The following is an 18,724-nucleotide window of genomic DNA, read 5'->3' as shown; positions in this document are numbered from 1 at the left end:
TTTCAGATTCCTTCCGGCGCGGTGGGCTCTGTTCCCAAGGCCTCGCCAATGTCAGTCAATTGTTCAGGACGCAGCAGTCCGCGGTTTCCGGCACGCCGGGCCGTCGCCCGGGCCATGGCCTGGTAGGCCGCGAGCACGTCGCCGCCCGCTCCGCCGTCGTATTCTTTCAGCGCCTGGGCGTGCGCAGCAACGGTGCCTACGTCGCCGCGCGCGACGGGGCCGGTCAATGCGGATTCCCCGCTCGCAAGAGCGTTCTCGAGTGTGGCCCGCAGCAATGGCCCCAGCATGGACTCCGGTGATTCGACGCCAATTTCCCGCAGCAACTGTGACGCCTGCGCAACAAGCGTCACCATGTGGTTGGAACTGTGCGCGAGGGCCGCGTGGTACAGGGTGCGGTCTGCTTCGGCAATCGCTACCGGCTCGGCGCCCATCTCCACAACCAGTGCCTGGGCAATTGGCAGCATAGCGGCGTCGGCGGTGATTCCGAACGTGCAATCCATCAGGCGGGTCAGGTCAAGGCTCATACCGGTGAAAGTCATGGCAGGATGCAGTGCCAGCGGAATTGCACCGGCCGTGCGGATCGGCTGCAGGATCCCGACGCCGAAGCGGCCGGACGTGTGGGCCACCAGTTGGCCCGGTTGCCACGCACCGAGCTTCGCGAGTCCAGCAACAAGTTCGCCGAGGGCATCGTCAGGAACGGCAAGGAGCACCAGTTCCGAGCGCTCCACGATGTCCTGGATCCCAAGGATCGGGACTCCCGGAAGCAGCGTCTCTGCCCGCTCGCGGCTCGCTTCGGATACCGCAGAAACCCCGACGACGGCGTGCTCGGCCGCGCGCAAAGCGGCACCAAGGACGGCACCCACCTTGCCGGCGCCGATGATGCCGACTCCGAGTCTTCCTGGCCTAACCATGCTGGGGGTCCTCCTGAGTTGGTGCGTGGGGTAGAGATTGTGTTGGTGGTTGGGGTGGAACCTGGCCGCTTACCTCCGCAAGCCATTGCTCGCTGGTCTGCCGCTTTCTCGCCTCGCGGGCACGGGCAGCCTGCTGGTCGAATAACTGCACGGCCACCTCCACGTCGGCCTGATAGAGGCGTGGCACCACAGGTCCCGCCGTGGTGTGGAGGACAAGGTCCGCGACACCGAAACGCCGCGCCAGCGGACCTTGCTGCAGGGCCATGGACTGAGTGCGCTGATGGGGAACCAGGACCAAAGTACGCCACCATCGGCCGGATCGAATCAACAGTGCCGTTCGCGTGGCCAGGAACCCGTTGCGCCGCCATCCCAGCGGGGCCAGAAGCCGGGCGCGGCGCGGAGTGGTAACGAAAGCATCCCCGGAGGTAAGCCCGGCCAACCCCTCCAGCCCGGACGTGAAAACCCGTTCCGGATCCTCAACACCCGGGTCCGGCAGCACGAGGGACAGCATCCGCATGACGTCCGGCTTCATGCCCACCGGTAGCAACGTGGTCCGGGCAGCATTCTCATTGCCAGCAGCGCCGCCGTAGCCGGCCACGTTGACTTGCATCCGATACCAGCCGAAGATCCTCCAGATGGGCGGCTGGGTGACTTTCAGCGCCTGGATCCGGCCCGGGGGCAAGGTCTGGGCTTGGGTGTCCAGGAGCCCGTAGCGCAGCCGGATCCCATCAGGGGAGATCGCTGCGGTGAAGTTGTAGCCCTTGTTGAATGAGCTCCAATAAGCAGCACCAATGCCCAGCACGGCCGGGATCAGCGCCAGGAAGATGGCGCTGTTTTCGGTATACACGGAGATGGCTATGGATGCCACGGCACCGAGCAGGATACCCACGGTTTGCTCGCTGAGCAGGAGCGAGCCAATAAGCCGGGAAGGTGGCACGGACAAGACAACGTGCTCGGGCGCTTCTGGGATTTCCTGTGGAGTCTCCGGTCCACTCACCACTCCGGCGGCACGGGCAAGGATAGTGGCGCGCAGCTGTTTGGCCTGGGCCAGCGGAAGGTAAGCGAGCCGCACGGCCGACTCGCCGGCGTCGGCGACTTCAAACTTGAGTTCAGCGAGGCCAAAAATCCTCGCCAAGAGCGGTTGCACGATGTCGATCGCCTGGACACGGTCCAACCGCGCCTGCCGCTGCTGCTTGAACACGAAACCGGTGTTGACCCGGACATAGCCCCCGGCCACCTGATAACGCGTGAAGTACCAACTCAGGATGAATCCACCCACGGTCAGGAGAAGCACAATGCCCCCGCCGGCCAGCAGCCAGGGCACCCTTCCATTGAGGTTGGGATCGAGGATGTCACGCCCCTGCAGTATCCGTTCAAAGGCGTCGCGACCGAAAAAGTATCCAACGGCGGCAAGCGCCACCCAGCCACGCACGAACGGCGATGCTGGATGCACGCGCCGCCAATCGCCGTCGTCGGCTTTAGCCGGGAGGCCTACGGTGGCGCTACCGTCCGGGCTCACAGCCCGGCCAGCCTGGCTTCTCCACGTGCCGAGAGCTGTTCACGCAGCCGTGCGCCTTCCCCGGCAGGAAGCCCGGGCAGGTATGCGCTGGTACCGGCGGACGCCGTGTGGAGCTTCAAAGTACAGAGTCCCAGTCCACGTTCCACCGGACCGACAGACACATCCACGTACTGCATGCGCCCATACGGGACCACCATGGTGCGCTGGAAAAAGATGCCGCGGCGGATGAGGAGATCGTCATCGCGCTCCGCATAGCCGATTGCGCGGACCTGGCGCGGAATCAGCACGAGCCGCCACAACGCCAGGACGAGCATCACCGCAGGTACCGTGATGGCGAGCCACAGCGGAGGCCAACGCCACCACCCCAGCTGCACAAACACGAGGGGAAGGCTGAGGATGGCCACCATCACCAGGTTTCCGATGGCCCATTCCACCAAGCGGACCGTGACGTACTTCGGGGAGACCCGCAGCCACTGGACGCCGGGAGGGTCAATCGCCTCGGTATGCATACTCGCCTTCGCCTTTTGCTTCCCCGCGGCGGGTTTCCGGTCCAGGAGTGCCACCTTCGAGGTCTTCGGGTGGGATCCGGCAGAACCTCTCCACCACCAGGCCGACGACGACCATCACCACGCCACCACCGCCCATCAGGACGGCGTTCCACAGGATGCCTTCACCACTGCGCAAGGTTCCGATTCGCAGAAGGTCAAAGGAGATGCCAGCATGCCAGCCCAGAAGGAGCGTCCCTGCATATGCGCAGGCCTGGGCAAGAATCAGTGTCCTGGCAGCCAGGATCGGGTTGAGCAGGTTCTTCTTCTTGCCGTTGCGCCACCGCAGCACCCGGATTCCCATGATCAGGGTGAGCACGGCGATGACGCCCATGGTGACCAGTGCGGAGACCGGAAGCACGGGAGTGGGCATGCTGAAGCGGTTCGTTGCCGCCGTGGCCAGCCAACCGATGGCGGCAGCGATGATGGCGATGATGACCAGGACCGCGGGGCGCATGGGCTTCACTGCTACTCCACCGCTCCCGTCGCAGGAACACCGGCGACGTCGCCGTAGCCGTCGAAGCGACGGATGCCGGGCATGTCATCAGCTGCGGCCGCCAACTCTGCCACGCTGTGCCCGTTCAGTTGGGCGTTCGGCTCCAGCAGCGACCACGGGTACAGGACAAAGGCCCGTTCGGCCGCCCTCGGATGAGGCAGGGTCAGGACGGGGTCGTCGCTGACCACATCACCGAAAACGATGATGTCCACATCCAGCGTCCGCGGGCCCCAACGCACTTCACGGGTGCGGTGGTGCTTCTGCTCGACGTCGTGGCAGTGCTGCAGCAGCTCCAGGGGACTGAGAGTTGTTTCGACTGCCATGACCATGTTCAGGAAATCCGGTTGGCCTTCCGGGCCGCCGACCGCCTTGGTCTGGACCACCGGCGACACTCCAAGGAGCCTTACTTCCGGTGGGTCCACGAGATCGGCGACGGCTGTGGACAGGGTGTCGTTCCGCTCACCAAGGTTGCTGCCGAGCGCCAGGATCGCTTTGGTGTATCCAGAGTTCATGACCGCTCCCTGTGGACACTCACGGTGACATCGCCAAACGGAACCTCGATGGGCGCCTTCGGCTTGTGGACGGTGACATCGACCGCCGCCACGTTGTAATTGGCGAGGATGCCTTCGGCGATCCTCACGGCCAGACCCTCAATCAGGTTCAGCGGCTCGCCCTCAATGTGCGAGGTGATGAGCTCAGCCACCTCGCCGTAGTGCGCGGTGTACTGGAGGTCATCCGTCTCCGCAGCCTTGCTGAAGTCAGTATGAAGGACGGCGTCCACGACGAACGGCTGGCCGTCCCGGCGCTCGAAATCGAACACTCCGTGATGGCCGACGGCGGTGACACCGGTCAGCGTGATCCTGTCCACAAGGGCCTCCGGTCAGCGGGCGATTCGAGCGGCAACCTTGACGGCGTCAAGGCTGGGACCGACGTCGTGGACGCGGACAGCCCAGGCGCCCTTCGCGGCGCTCAGGGCAGTGATGGCTGCCGTGGCGGCATCCCGCTCCAGCGGTGCGGCAGACTTGCCGGCAACAGTGAGGAGCGAGCCGAGGAACCGCTTGCGCGACGCAGCCACCATGACCTTGTGGCCGAGCGTGAAGAGCTTGTCCAGGTTCTTGAGGATTTCCCAGTTCTGGTCCTCGTTCTTGGAGAAGCCAATCCCGGGATCAACGATGATCTGCCCGGGAGCAACGCCCGCTGCATAGAGTTTGTCGCGAACACCGCTGAGCTCGGCCACGACGTCTTCCGTGACGTCGTTGTACTCGGTGAGGCTGTCCATGGTGCGGGCATCGCCACGACGATGCGTGAGGATATACGGAACCTTGGTGCGCGCCACGAGTTCGGGCATGTCCGGCTCGATGGTCAAACCTGAGACGTCGTTGATGATCGCGGCGCCGGCTTCCACCGCAGCAGCCGCCGTTGACGTGTGCATCGTGTCGATGCTCACCAGTGCGCCAGCCTTGACCAGCGCCTGGATCACGGGGAGGACCCGGCGCTGCTCTTCTTCGGGGGAAACGGGTTCAGCGCCGGAGCGGGTGGACTCGCCACCGACGTCGATGATGTCCGCGCCGGCGTAGAACATACGCAGGCCAAGTGCGATTGCGGTGTCCGGCGTACGGTGGGTACCGCCGTCGCTAAAGGAATCCGGGGTGACATTGAGAATTCCCATGACGAGCGTGCGGTCCGTTGGCAGGTCCTCGAACCTGGCCGCAGGCCGCGGCTTGCGGAGAATCGGCAGGGGGCTTGTGGCCGGGCCGGTTCCGGGTGCTGCAGCGAGGGAATCCATATATTGCTTACCTTCCGATGATGAGGCTCATGGCCTCGGCGCGGGTGGCCGGGTCATGGAGCTGACCGCGCACCGCACTGGTGACGGTCTTGGCGCCGGGCTTGCGGATGCCGCGCATGGACATGCACATGTGTTCGCATTCGACGACGACAATCGCCCCGCGGGGGTTGAGGTGCTTTACCAGTGCCTCGACGATCTGCGTGGTGAGCCGTTCCTGCACCTGCGGCCGGCGCGCATAGATATCCACCAAGCGGGCCAGCTTGCTCAGACCTGTCACCTTGCCGTCATGTGACGGAATATAACCAACATGGGCCACACCGTGGAACGGGACCAGATGGTGTTCGCACGTCGAATAGAAGGGAATATCCTTCACGAGGACAAGCTCTTCATGGTCGAGGTCAAACGTGGTTGAGAGGACATCCGCCGGGTGCTGGTGAAGGCCCGCGAAGACCTCCGCATACGCCTTGGCAACCCGCTTGGGCGTGTCCTGCAGGCCGCCGCGGTCAGGGTCTTCACCAATGGCGAGCAGGATTTCACGTACTGCTGCTTCAATGCGCGGGCGGTCCACTTTATTGCCCCGCTTGCCGTCCGTGGCTGAGCCGTGGGCGGCGGCGAGGTCGTCGTCGTCGAAATGAGTCACAGCAGAAAGCTTAGCCGTGAAGCGGAGAGTCGTTGCCGCCGTCGGGTCCCGGTGACTGGAATGACTCCTGGCTGCTGACGCCCTGGGAGTGCGGGGCTACGGCATCCAGCGGCTCGTCCAGACGGGCCTTCTTGGCCTCTTCCTGGGCCTCACGCTCGGCTTTCTCGGCGCGCGACTCTACGGGCGGAATCGACTGGACAGGACGGGACTCCTTGGACAGCCAGATCTCACGGAAATCACGCTTGCGGATGTCGTGGAAGATCTCGGCGATTTCGGCCTGGTTGAGGGTTTCGCGCTCAAGCAGTTCCAGTGCCAGCCGATCGAGGACATCGCGGTTCTCGGTGAGGATGGCGTAAGCCTCGTCGTGCGCCTGGTCGATCAGGCGACGCACTTCCTCGTCCACAACGTAGGCGATCTGGTCCGAGAAGTTACGCTCCTGCGCGGCGTCGCGGCCAAGGAACGGCTCGCCGCCGCCCTGGCCGAGCTTCACTGCGCCAACCCGTTCGCTCATGCCGTACTGCGTGACCATCTTCCGGGCCGTTGACGTGGCCTTCTCGATGTCGTTGGACGCGCCGGTGGAGGGGTCATGGAACACGATTTCCTCAGCAACACGGCCACCCATGGCGTAGGCCATCTGGTCCAGCAACTCGTTGCGGGTAACCGAGTACTTGTCGTCCTCGGGAATCACCATGGTGTACCCAAGGGCGCGGCCACGGGGAAGGATGGTGATCTTGGTGACCGGAGCTGAGTTCCGCAAGGCGGCCGCAACCAGCGCGTGGCCACCTTCGTGGTACGCGGTGATCTTGCGTTCGAGTTCCTTCATGACACGGCTGCGCTTCTGCGGGCCTGCCATGACGCGGTCGATTGCCTCGTCCAGTGCGCGGTCATCAATCAGGTTGGCGTTTGAACGCGCCGTCAGCAAGGCGGCCTCGTTGAGGACGTTGGCCAGGTCGGCGCCGGTGTACCCCGGGGTCTTCTTGGCAACAGCCCGGAGGTCGATGCCCTGGGCCATCGGCTTGCCCTTGGCGTGGACGTTCAGGATCTGCTCGCGGCCCACCATATCCGGGGCCTCAACGGTGATCTGGCGGTCGAAACGGCCCGGGCGAAGGAGCGCGGGGTCCAGCACGTCCGGACGGTTGGTAGCTGCGATGAGGATGACGTTCGTCTTGACGTCGAAGCCGTCCATCTCCACCAGGAGTTGGTTCAAAGTCTGTTCGCGTTCATCGTTGCCGCCACCGATGCCTGCGCCACGATGGCGGCCTACGGCGTCGATTTCGTCCACGAAGATGATGGCGGGGGAACTCGCCTTGGCTTGTTCGAAAAGGTCGCGGACACGCGAAGCGCCAACGCCCACGAACATTTCAACGAAGTCCGAGCCGGAGATGGAGAAGAAGGGAACGCCTGCCTCGCCCGCAACGGCGCGGGCCAGCAGCGTCTTACCAGTGCCTGGAGGGCCGTACAGCAGCACACCCTTGGGGATCTTGGCGCCAACGGCCTGGAACTTTGCCGGTTCCTGGAGGAATTCCTTGATTTCCTGGAGCTCTTCCACGGCTTCGTCAGCACCTGCGACGTCGGAGAAGGTCACCTGCGGCATGTCCTTGTTGACCAGCTTGGCCTTGGACTTGCCGAACTGCATCACCTTGGAGCCGCCACCCTGCATCCGGGAGAGCAGGAACCAGAACAGCACACCAAGCAACAGCACGGGGATGAGCAAGGAGAACAGTCCGGAGAACCAGTTGTTCTCGATCGGCTGGTCAGTGAAGCCCTTGTCGGGGTTGGCGCTGGTGACAGCCTTGACGACGTCCGGGCCACGGTCCGTGACGTAGAAGAACTGGACGTTCTTGCCTTTGTCCTGGCCATCAATATTCAGGTTGTCTTTCAGTACCAAGTCAACGCGGTTCTCGGCGTCGAAAATCTTGGCCTGCTCCACCTTGCCGCTTTGCGCGAGGAGTTCCAGGCCGTCCTTGGTGTCAATACGTGTGGAACCGCCCGGAGCCAGCGTTGCGAATGCCACCAGGAGCAAGCCGACGACGACAACAATCCAGATGCCCGGGCCCTTGAAGAAACTCTTAGCTTTCATCTGATCGGGGTTTCGCCCCGTCCCTCCTGGTAGTGCTGCGAGGCGCAACTTCTGCGCGCGAATGGTGCTGCTTCAGTTTCTAGCTATACACCGTTCCCAGTTATTCACGCACTGGAATGCTCAAAAGTTCCCTCTGGGCGTACACAGGATACTCGCCTACGTCGCGCTAGGACAGCCCTGGCTGGGGATTCGTAATGGATTCCCGGGTCACGAGGGGACACTCCAGAATCGTCGGTTTCGCTGCCAGGACGGCGAGGTCTGCCTTGCCCTCGATGGCATCGATCAGCCGTTCGGTGGCCCAGGCGCCCATCTCGTAGTGGGGCAATGCCACTGTTGTCAGGCCAGGGTAGAGGTTGGCCGCGATGAGTTCCTGATCGTCGAAACCCACCACGGACAGTTCGTTGGGAATGCTGATTCCCAACTCAGCCGCTGCACGGTAGGCGCCCATGGCCATGCGGTCGTTGTAGCAGAACAAGCCCGTGGGCCGGTCCTTCCGCTTGAACATCCGCAAGGCGGCAACATAGCCGCCCAGCACCTCCGAGAGTTCGGACTCCACCGGTGCGGCAGCGCCGTCGAGCCCTGCTTCGTCCAAGGCGTTCCGGAAGCCACGCAATCGGTCACGCGTAGCCGGGACGTCGTCGGTGTTGTTCAGGAAACCGATCCGGCGGTGGCCGGCATCTAGCAGGCTTTGCACGGCTACCCTGGCCCCGCCCTCTTCATCGGGGACTACCGAAGCGACGCTCCCGGCCAAGCTCTCGGAGTCCACGAGCACCGCTGGAATCGAACTCAGGTTTTCCGGCAAGGTGACCTCGCGGTGGTACATGGTGGCGTACAGGATGCCATCCACGCGCCGCTCCAGGAGGGCTTCGACATCGGCCTGCCTGGACTCGTCACTTGCTGCACCTGAGGTGTTGATGATCATCAGGTTGTAGCCCCGCGCCCTGGCGGCCTCATCCGCACCCAGGATAATCCGCCCTGCGTGTGGCGTGGTGGCGATTTCCTCACTGACGAGACCCAGCATCCCGGTCCGTTGCGTGCGCAGGGCCTGGGCCAGCCGGTTTGGGCCGTAGCCGAGACGTTCCGCCGTGGCTTTGACCTTTTCCCGTGTTTCCACGCTGATGCGAGCGTAAGCGACGTCATTCAGGACGTGGGAAACAGTGGTGACAGACACGCCGGCGGCAACTGCTACGTCCTTGATGCCAATGCTTTTGTTCGTCAACGGGTTCCCACGTCCTTATGGTCCGGTGAAGGGCGTAAGTAAGGGTGGTTACTCGTAAACGTGCGGGGCCAGGGTGCCCACGAAGTCCAGGTTGCGGTACTTCTCGGCGTAGTCCAGGCCATAGCCCACAACGAATTCGTTGGGGATGTCGTAGCCGACGTATTTGACGTCGATCTCCACCTTGGCGGCGGTCGGCTTACGGAAAGCGGTGCAGATCTCAACGCTGGCCGTACCGCGGGATTCAAGGTTGGACTTGAGCCATGACAGTGTCAGGCCGGAGTCGATGATGTCCTCCACGATCAGCACGTCCTTGCCCATGAGGTCGGTATCGAGGTCCTTGAGGATCCGTACAACACCCGAGGACTGGGTGCCGGAGCCGTAGGAAGAAACGGCCATCCAGTCCATGCTGACGTGGCTGTGCAAGGCACGGGCCAGGTCCGCCATGACCATCACGGCACCCTTGAGGACACCGACGATCAGCAGTTCGCGGCCTTCGTAGTCCTTGTCGATCTGCGCCGCCAGTTCAGCGATGCGCGTTTGGATTTGCTCTTTGGTGTAAAGAACGTGCTTGAGATCTGCCTGGACGTCGTTTGAATCCACCAATGGCTCCTGTTTTGATGCTCGGGTTCGGCTACTGTTGGGGCGATTTCTGATGCCGGAATACTAGCTTCCCACAGCGTGCGGCCTCCCGGGGACCGCCGGTGGCCGAATCACCCGTCCCGGCAGCAGCCGAGGCAACGGAACCACCAGCCCGTTCCTGCTCCAAATCACTGAGGGACAGGCGGTAAACACTCACGTGGCCAGGAAGTTCCACAGGGCCGGCAGAACCTTTGCGGCGAAGCAGCGCTTCCGCGGCTTGGAGCCGTCCGTACCCGGGTTGTTGGCCCCCGACGTCGGCAGCCGCCTTCGCGATGACCCGGAACCTCAGCGCTGCGGGAAGTCCGCGTACGGCATCCTCTGGCAGCCACGCGCCGTCGTCGGTTCGCTGCACGAGCGAGAGATACGTCTCGTTTGCAAGATCCTCCAGGAAATCGGCGTCGTGCTGCAGGATTGCGGCTGTCCGCGCCAAGGATTCAGCAACGCCGGGCCCCAGTTTTTCTTCGAGGACCGGCATGACCTCCACCCGTGTTCGCGAGCGCGCGAAGGCAGAGTCACTGTTGCTCGGATCATGCCACGGCTGCAGTTCCTCGACCTCGCAGATTTCCAGGGTCTCTTCGCGCCGCAGGCCCAGGAAGGGCCGGAGCAGGCGTCCCCGGACCGGCCTCATGCCCGCCAAAGAACGGGTACCCGAGCCACGGGCCAGGCCAAGGAGCACCTGTTCGGCTTGGTCATCCAAGGTGTGGCCGAGGAGGATTCGATCGCAACCAAGATCATCTGCTGCGGCTTCGAGTGCCGCGTGCCGGGCATCGCGGGCCGCAGCTTCGGGTCCGAAGCCGGTGGACGCAACCTCAACCGTGCGCACTTCCACAGGTGAGAGGCCCAGTTCCCTCAAGACAGCTGCCGTTCGGGAAGCTACGTCTGCCGAGCCAGCCTGGAGCTGGTGGTCGACAACCACGCCGGCCACGGAAAGGGGATGCCCGTCCACATGGCCGCGCCGGGCGAAGTATCCAGCCACCGCGGCGAGCGCAAGTGAATCCGGCCCTCCGCTGCAGGCTACGAGCACACGTTGCGGGTATCCCGCAGCGGCCAGGGCGTTCTGCACCTGCTTCCGTGCCTTGCCGACGACGGGCGCCAAACGGCCCGGCCGGCGTCGGCCCTTGCCTGGGGAAACGGATGCAGCGCTTGGGGAACTGCTCAAAGCCCCATCCGCTCGAGCCACATCCTGGAATTGTGGATCTCTTCCTCGGTGGGGAGGTTTTCGGCCGAGTTCCACACCCGGTTGAAGCCTTCCATGCCGCCCACCTCAACAACTTCGCGCACGAACTTTGCGCCGTCTGTGTACTGGCGCATCTTGGCGTCGAGACCGAGGAGGTTCCGGATGAACTTCTCGATGATGCCTCGGTCCTTGCCGCGATCATTGAAGCGCTGGCGAATCGTCTTAACGGACGGGACGATGCTGGAGTCCACGGCATCCATCACCACGTTGGCATGGCCTTCGAGGAGGCTCATGACGGCAGTGATGTGGGACAGGGAAGCCTTCTCCTCTGGATCCTGCAGCAGGTCCAGAATTGCGCCCCGGCTTGGCACGTTCCCGGATGCAGCGCGGTCCTTCAGGGACTTGGCTACGGCGGCTGCCCGCTCAACCAGGGAATCCATGTTGCCCAGAAGGTGACCGCTGAGCTTTTCGATTTCGCCGAGCATGTGGTCCCGCAGCCACGGTGCTGCCGCGAACTGGACCCGGTGCGTTTGCTCGTGAAGGCATACCCAGAGCCTGAAGTCGTCCGGGTGCACGTTGAGTTCGCGTTCAACGGAGATGATGTTGGGCGCAACAAGGAGTAGCCGCCCGCCCGAAGGGACGTGGGCTTCGGGGGCCAAGGCCGCGAACGGATCATATTGGCCCAGGACTTTACTGGACAGGAAAGCAAGGATGGCGCCGAGTTGGCTACCGGTGATGGCGCCGCTGGCCGCAGCGGCAGCGGGTGTCAGGGACAGGCTGTTGCGGGACTCCAGCATTTTCGCCAGAACAGGCTGGAGCATGACGGAGAAGCTCTGGGTGTTGGCCTTGGACCATGAGGCGCGGTCCACAACGAGAACGTGCGAATCCCGCAGGTCCCGGGCCGCTTCAAGCCCCGTGATGTCATGGACATGTGGCACGGAGATATCGGCATTGAAGCGCAGGTTCTCCACCGCCTTGCCGATTTCCCCAGCGCTCAGTGCCGGGCCGGGCGGGGTAAGCCGGGCAGCCGTCGAGGCGGCCAGGTCCCAATTGATCAGGGACGGGGCCCCTGCTGACGAATCTCGGGCAGATGACACCATACGGTCCATCACACCACATGACCCTGACAAAGGGCCCTTAAGTTCGCTCCGCGCGGAGCGGCGGGATTTTACTGTTCCCCAGCGGGGTTAGCGGCAGCCGCACGAGGCGAGCACCGATGCCGAACGGTCCATCGCCTCCTTGTTTCCAGCCGCACCCGGTTCCAGCCCATTGCCGATGAACGAGAACACCAAAAGGCGCCCATCAGCGTCCACCACGTACCCGCTCAGCGCGATGACAGTGTTCAGCGTCCCCGTTTTGGCGCGGACAAGGCCCGCACCCTGGGCTGTGCTCGGATCCACGTACCTGTCATCCAGGGTGCCCGTCAGGCCCGCGACCGGGAATCCGTCCAGGGCGGTCCGAAGGCTCAGGTCCGGTCCGCTGGTAATGGCCCGGACTACCTCGGCAAACTGGCGGGCAGACACCTGGTTCTCCAAGGCAAGGCCGGAAACATCGGCCAACTGCAACTGCTTGGGATCAGTGGCGATTCCCAACTCCCCCAGCCGTTGGCGCACGGCTGAAGTGGCGCCGTCGTACGTTGCTTCCTGTCCGGACGCAATGGCGGTCATCCGCCCAAGCGCCTCTGCCAGGAAGTTGTCCGAGGTCTCCAGCATGAGGTCCACCTGCTCGCCCACAGTGGCGGACTCAGCTGCAGCCAACACTTTGGCCGGGACGCCCTTGCCACGTTCGACGCCGGGACTCACCTGGACGCCGGCAGCCACCAATTGTTCGGCGAAAGCCTGGGCGGTGGTGACGGCCGAATCCTGGGGGCGCGGCCCGGTGGTGACTGTTGGTGAGTAGCGCCCGGAGTTCAGGGCGAGGGAAAACAAGGGGGCGGTTTCGCCAGCCGCGACGTCGTCCAGGCTCCACGCAGGATTGAGGGGCGCGCCGCTGAACAGCGAATCATCAACCTGCACGGTCACAGGCCCTTTGACCCCGGCGGTAGCCAAGGAAGCGGCAGTATCGGAGGCCAGGGTTGCAAGTCCCGCCCGGCCCATCACGGCCTCTGGATCCGAGGCGCCTCCGCCGAGCAGCACGTCCCCTCCCCCCGTCAGCACAACGGTCGAGGGTTCACTACCGGCCAGCACACGGGTGGTAAAGCGTGATTCGGGACGGAGCGCCTTCAAGGCAGCGACGGCGGTCAAAAGCTTCATGTTCGACGCCGGGATTCGGTTGGCGTTGGCATCGCGGTCGAACAGGACCGTGCCTGTGGAGGCGTCCATGACAATGCCCGTAATGCTGCCGGCGCCGACGGGTTTCAGGGCGTCATTCACAAGGCGCGAAAGCTCAGCCGGGACGGGCACGGGGGCATCGGGGTCCAAAGGAAGCACGCCATTGGCCTCGGACAGCCGGTCCGGCTCCTGCTGCCATGATGGCGCGGAGGGTGACGGCTTGGGTGCGGTGAGGAGTCCCGGCACCATGCCGGCCACCACGATCGCCCCCAGGCAGAGCAGGACCAACGTCAACAGCATCGGCCACTTCAAGCGCCCCCACGCCGTGGACACCCACTTCCGGGCACCCCCGTTTTTAACGCCCATCATGGAAGTTGCTTGGTCCTGTCAGTCCTGAAAATGTCGCCGCCGGTTCAAGAAACCCGGGCCTCTCGCTATATCCTCAATAGTAGTCGGCGGCGCTGGCTGCACTTTCGCCTGCCGCGCCCCACCCACACCCGTCAAGGAGCACGCCATGAAGCACGACGTGACCATCGAGATCCCCAAGGGATCGCGCGTCAAGTACGAAGTTGACCACGAAACCGGCCGCGTCCGCCTGGACCGCGTCCTCTTCACCTCCATGCAGTACCCCACGCACTACGGTTTCTTCGAGAACACGCTGGGCGAAGACGGCGACCCCCTGGACGCACTGGTGCTCCTGCAGGACTTCGACCTCCACCCCGGCGTCATCGTTGAGTCCCGCCCCATCGGTGTTTTCAACATGACTGACGACGGCGGCGGAGACGCCAAGGTCCTCTGCGTCCCGGTGGATGCACGCTTCGACCACATCCAGGAAGTGAGCGACGTCAGCGAATTCCTGATCAAGGAAATCGAGCACTTCTTTACCCGTTACAAGGACCTGGAGCCCGGCAAGTGGGTCAAGGCTGAAGGCTGGGGCGACCGCGCCGCTGCCGAAGCCGAGCTGGAAGCCTCCATCAAGCGCTTCTCGGCCGAAGGCCACTAGCAACACTTACGACGGCGGCTGGTGCTGTTCCCTGTGAACGGCACCAGCCGCCGTCGTGCTTTAAGCAACGCGGGGTCAGATACGGCCCATTATTGGCTAAAACATGGGCCCTAAGTGACCCCGCGTTGCTTTGATGGGCACTGCTCCCCATCGCGGCATCTTCGGGGTCCGCCTAGGCTGGGACGAGACTTTACGACGCATGTAACAGGGGGTACCACATGGCTGGGTTCTACGGCGCGGACATTGCGCAGCTTCGCAGTCTGGCCGGCGTCATGGGCAAGGCTGCCGATGCCATCAATCTGCAGAGCGCGCAGTTATCCAACGCCATCAACTCCGCAACGGCGTGGCAGGGCCGCGACGCCACGGTCTTCAAGAGCGATTGGAACAGCCAGCACAGGCAGAGCCTGGTGAAGGCCGCCAACATGCTGAGGGACAACGCGAGCCAGCTCAAGAAGCACGCCAACCAGCAGGAATTTGCCAGCCACAATGACGGTTCGGGTACGTCGGTGGGCGTCCTGATGGATGTCTACGACACCGCAACGGGCGTCAAGGAACTGGGCGCGCAGCTCTGGACCGCCTACAAGTACGGGAAGCTCGGACATGCCGAATGGGTCAAGACCCGCGAGGTACTCACCAATTGGCGGGCTGGCGGTACGGTGCTGCGGGATGCTTTGAGTGCTTTGCGCAGCGGCGAGAAGGTCACTGATGTCATCACGGACCTGAAGGCCAACATTCCCTACAGCCAGGCGTTCCAGGATGCCAGCAAGTTCTCGAAAGGCCTGCGCGTCGCCGGGGCCCTGGCGGCCCCGCTGAACATTGTTGGCGGTATCAGCGACATGATCAGTCCGGAGCACGACGGCTGGCGCGGTACCGGAGACCGGGTAGCCGGCGGCCTGTCCGTAGTGGGCGGGGTGGGCAGCATCATGCTCATGACTGCCGGTGGCGCAGCTTTGCTGGGGCCCGTTGGCGCGCCAATCGTAATCGGCGCGGGCATCGTTGCCGGCGCCTGGGCGTTGGGCAACCTGGTGGCGGACAACTGGGATTCCATCAGTAACTTCGCCCGGAACCCCGGGAGTTATATCGCCGACGGCGCCCGGGAAGTAGGCAATTTCGCCAAGGATGTAGGCAGTAAGGTGGCAGACGGGGTCGGTAATGCCGCCAAGTCAGTCGGAAACTTTGTCGGAGGGATATTCGGATGACCACCAGCACCATGAATTGGACCGAGCGGGACGTACAGGCTGCAGCGAAAGTCCTGGCCTCGGCAAGCGCCACCGGCAAGGCCTTGCCGACGCTGACAGATGAAGAGGTTGTTGCCTTGGACGGCGTCCAGCACGAGCAAATCGTGGCCCTTCCGTGGCTCACTTCGCAGGATGCCAGCAAGGAGCTGATGTGCGCCGTGGCCCTTCGTGGGCTGCTCGCCAAGGAACTCGTCTACCCTGTGATCTTTGAAGGCGAGACCGAACCCACCCGTCTGCACGCCACGGAGGAAATCACAGGCGCCCTGACACTGCGTCGCAGTGGCAGCAGCGTGGTCTCAGTGGAACGCACCGTTTCCACCGGCAAGCGCTGGCTCTACGGCTACATCCACGACGACGGCGTGCTGCTGGAAGAAGTGGATGAAGGCGGGCTGCACGGCTTCACTGTTGTCACCCGGGACCAGTTGGCTCCGCGCCTGGCGGAATTCGTTGACCCGAACACAGCGGCCAACCGCGACACCGATCCCACTGTTTACTCTGAGGCCGGGTTCGAAGAATATGCCGCAACGGCCCTGGCCGATACGCAGGCGGCCAGCAACGTGGTGGTCTTCAATTCTGATACGAACGACTTTCCAACTGTCACCGTCTACACCGGCCCCAGCAGCGTGCACGTGCTTACTCCGCGGGTGGAAGGCGAATCTGTCTCCCTTGAGCTGAAAGAGACATCCGCGCCGACGCTTGCCCGCGTCCTCGGCGGGCTGGCCGGGCTGGCCTGACGCATGAGCAATTCGAAGTCCCAGACCGCTACTGGCTTGGTTGATGCCCTCAACGGCCGCCCTGTACGCCGCCATCCCGGGACCGGCGCCTACTTCGTGAAAGCATCCGGAGGGGCCCACTTCTGGGGTCGCGTCCTTGACGCGATCGTGTTCCTTGCAGGCTATGGCATCCTGGCTGCAATAGTGGCAGTTGCACGCAATGCCATGATGAACAGTGGCTCACTTCTGGCCTTCAACGACGGCTTCTGGTTGACGCTCTACGTTGTTCTCTGGTTCGTTGGTTTGTTCGTTTACGGCATGATCTGGGGTACTGCGGGCAGCGTCGGCGATGCTGCCGCGGGCATGCGCTCGGTACGTATCAAGGACGGCACGACGGCGGGTGCCTGGTTGGGCGGGTGGCGCGCTATCTGCTGGTCCTTCTTTCCGTTCTTCGTGGTGATGCTGATTCTTGCGGCGTTCAGCGGGAGCTCGGACGATACGTGGGATCCGAAGTTTGCTGCTCTTGATCGCCGATCCGGCGTGGCGGAGGGCCGGCAGCCGGTCCCGGACCCCAAAGTAGGGGCCGCAGAGCGGGCATCCTCGACAGAAAAATTTTAAGGAAAACAAGCCCTTGCAGAGCGGCTACCAGCCGGTAGCATGTGATCCACTATGTTCACTCTGACCATCAACCAACGCGACAGCCGCCGCGACGGCGATCTCGTGCCAGGGCTCCTCAAGGACCTGCGGCATATTCCGGCACGGCTCGACTTCGACCGTTCGGTTGAGGATGAGGTGCAAGGCATCGTCGAGTCCGGCCACCAAGCTGTTGACACAGCACTGATCGCCCTCCGGACCGGCCAATGGTATGTAGGAATCGGAGTGGGGCCCATCAACGAGCCCCTTCCCAACCTTGTCAAGGACGCTTCCGGGCACGGTCTTGTCTATGCCCGGCGGGCTGTTGACCGCCTCCGCAACGGGAAGGAACGTGTCCCTGTTGCCGTTGATGGTCCCTTCACAGCTTTGGCGGCAGAAGCCGAAGCAGTACTGCGCCTCCTCGGACACATCGTGCAGCACCGGAGCGCGGCCGAGTGGCGGGTCCTGGACCTCCTCACCCCCGGAGTGCGTGGCCAGCAAAAGGCCGTGGCACAGGAACTCGGCATCACGACGCAGGCGGTCAGCAAAGCACTAGCCCGTGCACAGTGGGTGGAGGAACACGCTGCCCGACCCGCCGCGGCCCGTCTGCTGCAGATGATCCTCGAAGTGCGGTAGCTGACTACAGCCCCGGCTTAGGGCTGCCTGTAAACAGCTCACCGATTGCGGCGACCGGCCTATTCGATGCCGGGCAGGTCCAGACACCCTGATCACTGACCACGCGGGGCGTTAGGGGGTGGTTATTTGGGTGTTGAGGGCACTGGGGCCAGTTGCTGCAAGTCGCTCTATTCTCTTCAATGACCCACTCCTGAATCTGATCGGCCACGGACGCAAGCTGACCAGCGCGCGAAAGTTCGGCCAAGACTGAAATGCCTCGTCCTGTGGAATCACGGGCGCTGTAAATCATGACTGAAAGCACCCGCGGGTCGTCGTACCAATCCACGTCTTGAATGCGGGGCGGCTCAAACCCGCTGGAGACAACGTCGCGCAAGACGTGATTAATAATTTCGACAATCTTGACCGTCATAAAAAACCTCCTGGCGCCACTCCCTTGTGAACACTTCTGCCGTAACGGGGTGTTCTGTCATTAGATTACATCCGCGCGGTGTTACCTACTACGTCGGGTGATTCGAGTGACATGGGTGATAATCACTTAGTTTGGGGGAAATATGCGCTATCAAAGCACTAAGTTCAAGCAGACATTCTTTGGATTGGTCGCAGCAGTGCTCCTGCTGCTTCTAGGAGTCGTGCCCAGCGCCTCGGCGGACGACACTACGGTCTCACAGGTCGTCATCTTCAATGACACCAATGCGGCCGCCGACTCAACTCTGAGGATCGAGTTCGATGCGCCCCTCTCGGAGAATGCCGCCCGTCAGGTCAAGTCCACATTAGGTGATACGCAATTGATAGAGCCGCGAGGGGCCGTTACACCGCCGCTCGTGTACGGTCCGACGACTAATCAGAACATCAGCTGCAGGATGGGCAATTATCGGTTCTCAGATACAAACGGCGCGTTCCAGATCAGGAATAATTGCCTTTACAACAATGCAAATTGGAGCTATCAGATCTCAAGAATGCTTGCCGGCCAGATCACTAGCAACGTCAGTGAATCAGGTCTTGTTTGGTAAAAAGCCGGCGTCCTCCAAGGAAAGAACGCACCTCACACCGTTCCTGCGAACTACTTCTTCCACGGCACCATGAGCAACGTCAGGAACTATGAAACAGTTACCTATGGAGATCAGCTTTCCTTCAGGGTCCTCATCGGGGGTCGCGCCGGATCAGCTGTGCTAACCATCGGCGGCACGGTAAGAATGGTCCCCTGACGCACACACTAACC

General features: G+C 63.0%; 21 protein-coding genes. 6 read left to right on the top strand and 15 right to left on the bottom strand.

Going from position 1 to position 18,724, the window contains the following annotated elements; all coding sequences use genetic code 11:
* Nucleotides 1-2: 2 nt before the first annotated feature.
* The 14 genes from LDN82_RS00630 to dacB form a co-directional block, all read right to left on the bottom strand.
* Nucleotides 3-911, bottom strand: coding sequence for a DUF2520 domain-containing protein (locus LDN82_RS00630; protein WP_224166001.1), 909 nt, complete (start codon nucleotides 909-911; stop codon nucleotides 3-5).
* Complete coding sequence (locus LDN82_RS00625) at nucleotides 904-2,430, bottom strand: PH domain-containing protein (RefSeq protein WP_224094618.1); 1,527 nt, start codon at nucleotides 2,428-2,430, stop codon at nucleotides 904-906. The genes LDN82_RS00630 and LDN82_RS00625 overlap by 8 nt, the downstream gene beginning before the upstream one ends.
* Nucleotides 2,427-2,939: a PH domain-containing protein gene (locus tag LDN82_RS00620; RefSeq protein WP_224094617.1), complete on the bottom strand. Its 513-nt coding sequence runs from the start codon at nucleotides 2,937-2,939 to the stop codon at nucleotides 2,427-2,429. The genes LDN82_RS00625 and LDN82_RS00620 overlap by 4 nt, the downstream gene beginning before the upstream one ends.
* Entirely contained in the window at nucleotides 2,920-3,441 is a 522-nt protein-coding gene (locus LDN82_RS00615; protein ID WP_224166000.1) for a DUF3180 domain-containing protein, read from the bottom strand. Before LDN82_RS00615 ends, LDN82_RS00620 begins: the two co-directional genes overlap by 20 nt.
* A 2-nt stretch (nucleotides 3,442-3,443) precedes the next feature.
* A complete protein-coding gene (folK, locus tag LDN82_RS00610; protein ID WP_224094613.1) occupies nucleotides 3,444-3,983 on the bottom strand; it encodes a 2-amino-4-hydroxy-6-hydroxymethyldihydropteridine diphosphokinase in 540 nt (179 codons plus the stop codon).
* Nucleotides 3,980-4,339 (bottom strand): dihydroneopterin aldolase, encoded by a 360-nt coding sequence (gene folB / locus LDN82_RS00605; protein ID WP_224094611.1) that lies wholly within the window; start codon nucleotides 4,337-4,339, stop codon nucleotides 3,980-3,982. Before folB ends, folK begins: the two co-directional genes overlap by 4 nt.
* A gap of 12 nt (nucleotides 4,340-4,351) precedes the next feature.
* The gene (gene folP / locus LDN82_RS00600; protein WP_224094609.1) at nucleotides 4,352-5,257 is read right to left on the bottom strand and encodes a dihydropteroate synthase; all 906 of its coding nucleotides are present in this window, start codon (nucleotides 5,255-5,257) and stop codon (nucleotides 4,352-4,354) included.
* Between the two features lie 7 nt (nucleotides 5,258-5,264).
* Nucleotides 5,265-5,897, bottom strand: coding sequence for a GTP cyclohydrolase I FolE (gene folE, locus LDN82_RS00595; protein ID WP_224094607.1), 633 nt, complete (start codon nucleotides 5,895-5,897; stop codon nucleotides 5,265-5,267).
* Between the two features lie 10 nt (nucleotides 5,898-5,907).
* On the bottom strand, nucleotides 5,908-7,977 hold the full coding sequence (gene ftsH / locus LDN82_RS00590) for an ATP-dependent zinc metalloprotease FtsH (protein ID WP_224094605.1): 2,070 nt from the start codon (nucleotides 7,975-7,977) through the stop codon (nucleotides 5,908-5,910).
* 166 nt (nucleotides 7,978-8,143) lie between these two features.
* The gene (locus tag LDN82_RS00585; RefSeq protein WP_224094604.1) at nucleotides 8,144-9,196 is read right to left on the bottom strand and encodes a LacI family DNA-binding transcriptional regulator; all 1,053 of its coding nucleotides are present in this window, start codon (nucleotides 9,194-9,196) and stop codon (nucleotides 8,144-8,146) included.
* Between the two features lie 48 nt (nucleotides 9,197-9,244).
* A complete protein-coding gene (hpt, locus tag LDN82_RS00580; protein ID WP_216924216.1) occupies nucleotides 9,245-9,796 on the bottom strand; it encodes a hypoxanthine phosphoribosyltransferase in 552 nt (183 codons plus the stop codon).
* 31 nt (nucleotides 9,797-9,827) lie between these two features.
* Nucleotides 9,828-10,898, bottom strand: coding sequence for a tRNA lysidine(34) synthetase TilS (gene tilS / locus LDN82_RS00575; RefSeq protein ID WP_224095169.1), 1,071 nt, complete (start codon nucleotides 10,896-10,898; stop codon nucleotides 9,828-9,830).
* Between the two features lie 92 nt (nucleotides 10,899-10,990).
* Nucleotides 10,991-12,112, bottom strand: coding sequence for a zinc-dependent metalloprotease (locus tag LDN82_RS00570; protein WP_224094603.1), 1,122 nt, complete (start codon nucleotides 12,110-12,112; stop codon nucleotides 10,991-10,993).
* 87 nt (nucleotides 12,113-12,199) lie between these two features.
* On the bottom strand, nucleotides 12,200-13,648 hold the full coding sequence (gene dacB / locus LDN82_RS00565) for a D-alanyl-D-alanine carboxypeptidase/D-alanyl-D-alanine-endopeptidase (RefSeq protein WP_224095167.1): 1,449 nt from the start codon (nucleotides 13,646-13,648) through the stop codon (nucleotides 12,200-12,202).
* Nucleotides 13,649-13,796: 148 nt separating this feature from the next.
* On the opposite strand from dacB, the gene LDN82_RS00560 reads away from it, so the two are divergent.
* From LDN82_RS00560 to LDN82_RS00540, 5 genes are all read left to right on the top strand, one after another.
* Nucleotides 13,797-14,285 (top strand): inorganic diphosphatase, encoded by a 489-nt coding sequence (locus LDN82_RS00560; RefSeq protein WP_144663396.1) that lies wholly within the window; start codon nucleotides 13,797-13,799, stop codon nucleotides 14,283-14,285.
* A 218-nt stretch (nucleotides 14,286-14,503) separates the two neighbouring features.
* On the top strand, nucleotides 14,504-15,484 hold the full coding sequence (locus tag LDN82_RS00555; protein ID WP_224165999.1) for a hypothetical protein: 981 nt from the start codon (nucleotides 14,504-14,506) through the stop codon (nucleotides 15,482-15,484).
* Complete coding sequence (locus LDN82_RS00550) at nucleotides 15,481-16,257, top strand: hypothetical protein (RefSeq protein WP_224165998.1); 777 nt, start codon at nucleotides 15,481-15,483, stop codon at nucleotides 16,255-16,257. The genes LDN82_RS00555 and LDN82_RS00550 overlap by 4 nt, the downstream gene beginning before the upstream one ends.
* Before the next feature lie 3 nt (nucleotides 16,258-16,260).
* On the top strand, nucleotides 16,261-16,854 hold the full coding sequence (locus LDN82_RS00545) for an RDD family protein (protein ID WP_224165997.1): 594 nt from the start codon (nucleotides 16,261-16,263) through the stop codon (nucleotides 16,852-16,854).
* Between the two features lie 51 nt (nucleotides 16,855-16,905).
* Nucleotides 16,906-17,505: a hypothetical protein gene (locus LDN82_RS00540; protein ID WP_224094599.1), complete on the top strand. Its 600-nt coding sequence runs from the start codon at nucleotides 16,906-16,908 to the stop codon at nucleotides 17,503-17,505.
* A 4-nt stretch (nucleotides 17,506-17,509) separates the two neighbouring features.
* Here LDN82_RS00540 and LDN82_RS00535 read toward each other — a convergent pair whose 3' ends face one another.
* Nucleotides 17,510-17,914: a hypothetical protein gene (locus tag LDN82_RS00535; protein ID WP_224165996.1), complete on the bottom strand. Its 405-nt coding sequence runs from the start codon at nucleotides 17,912-17,914 to the stop codon at nucleotides 17,510-17,512.
* A gap of 142 nt (nucleotides 17,915-18,056) precedes the next feature.
* On the opposite strand from LDN82_RS00535, the gene LDN82_RS00530 reads away from it, so the two are divergent.
* Entirely contained in the window at nucleotides 18,057-18,515 is a 459-nt protein-coding gene (locus tag LDN82_RS00530; protein ID WP_224165995.1) for a hypothetical protein, read from the top strand.
* Nucleotides 18,516-18,724 lie beyond the last annotated feature (209 nt).

Source organism: Arthrobacter sp. StoSoilA2 (assembly GCF_019977195.1).
In the GTDB taxonomy this organism is placed as follows: domain Bacteria; phylum Actinomycetota; class Actinomycetes; order Actinomycetales; family Micrococcaceae; genus Arthrobacter.
This window is presented reverse-complemented; position numbering and strand designations above follow the sequence as displayed.

Excerpts from the sequence above, each read along its gene's own strand:
- folP (WP_224094609.1), bottom strand. The coding sequence starts at position 5,257 with ATGGATTCCCTCGCTGCAGCACCCGGAACCGGCCCGGCCACAAGCCCC.
- LDN82_RS00530 (WP_224165995.1), top strand. The coding sequence starts at position 18,057 with ATGCGCTATCAAAGCACTAAGTTCAAGCAGACATTCTTTGGATTGGTC.
- LDN82_RS00560 (WP_144663396.1), top strand. The coding sequence starts at position 13,797 with ATGAAGCACGACGTGACCATCGAGATCCCCAAGGGATCGCGCGTCAAG.
- LDN82_RS00550 (WP_224165998.1), top strand. The coding sequence starts at position 15,481 with ATGACCACCAGCACCATGAATTGGACCGAGCGGGACGTACAGGCTGCA.
- dacB (WP_224095167.1), bottom strand. The coding sequence starts at position 13,648 with ATGGGCGTTAAAAACGGGGGTGCCCGGAAGTGGGTGTCCACGGCGTGG.
- LDN82_RS00535 (WP_224165996.1), bottom strand. The coding sequence starts at position 17,914 with ATGACGGTCAAGATTGTCGAAATTATTAATCACGTCTTGCGCGACGTT.
- LDN82_RS00545 (WP_224165997.1), top strand. The coding sequence starts at position 16,261 with ATGAGCAATTCGAAGTCCCAGACCGCTACTGGCTTGGTTGATGCCCTC.
- LDN82_RS00555 (WP_224165999.1), top strand. The coding sequence starts at position 14,504 with ATGGCTGGGTTCTACGGCGCGGACATTGCGCAGCTTCGCAGTCTGGCC.
- ftsH (WP_224094605.1), bottom strand. The coding sequence starts at position 7,977 with ATGAAAGCTAAGAGTTTCTTCAAGGGCCCGGGCATCTGGATTGTTGTC.
- LDN82_RS00540 (WP_224094599.1), top strand. The coding sequence starts at position 16,906 with ATGTTCACTCTGACCATCAACCAACGCGACAGCCGCCGCGACGGCGAT.
- LDN82_RS00620 (WP_224094617.1), bottom strand. The coding sequence starts at position 2,939 with ATGCATACCGAGGCGATTGACCCTCCCGGCGTCCAGTGGCTGCGGGTC.
- LDN82_RS00570 (WP_224094603.1), bottom strand. The coding sequence starts at position 12,112 with ATGGTGTCATCTGCCCGAGATTCGTCAGCAGGGGCCCCGTCCCTGATC.
- folK (WP_224094613.1), bottom strand. The coding sequence starts at position 3,983 with ATGAACTCTGGATACACCAAAGCGATCCTGGCGCTCGGCAGCAACCTT.
- LDN82_RS00630 (WP_224166001.1), bottom strand. The coding sequence starts at position 911 with ATGGTTAGGCCAGGAAGACTCGGAGTCGGCATCATCGGCGCCGGCAAG.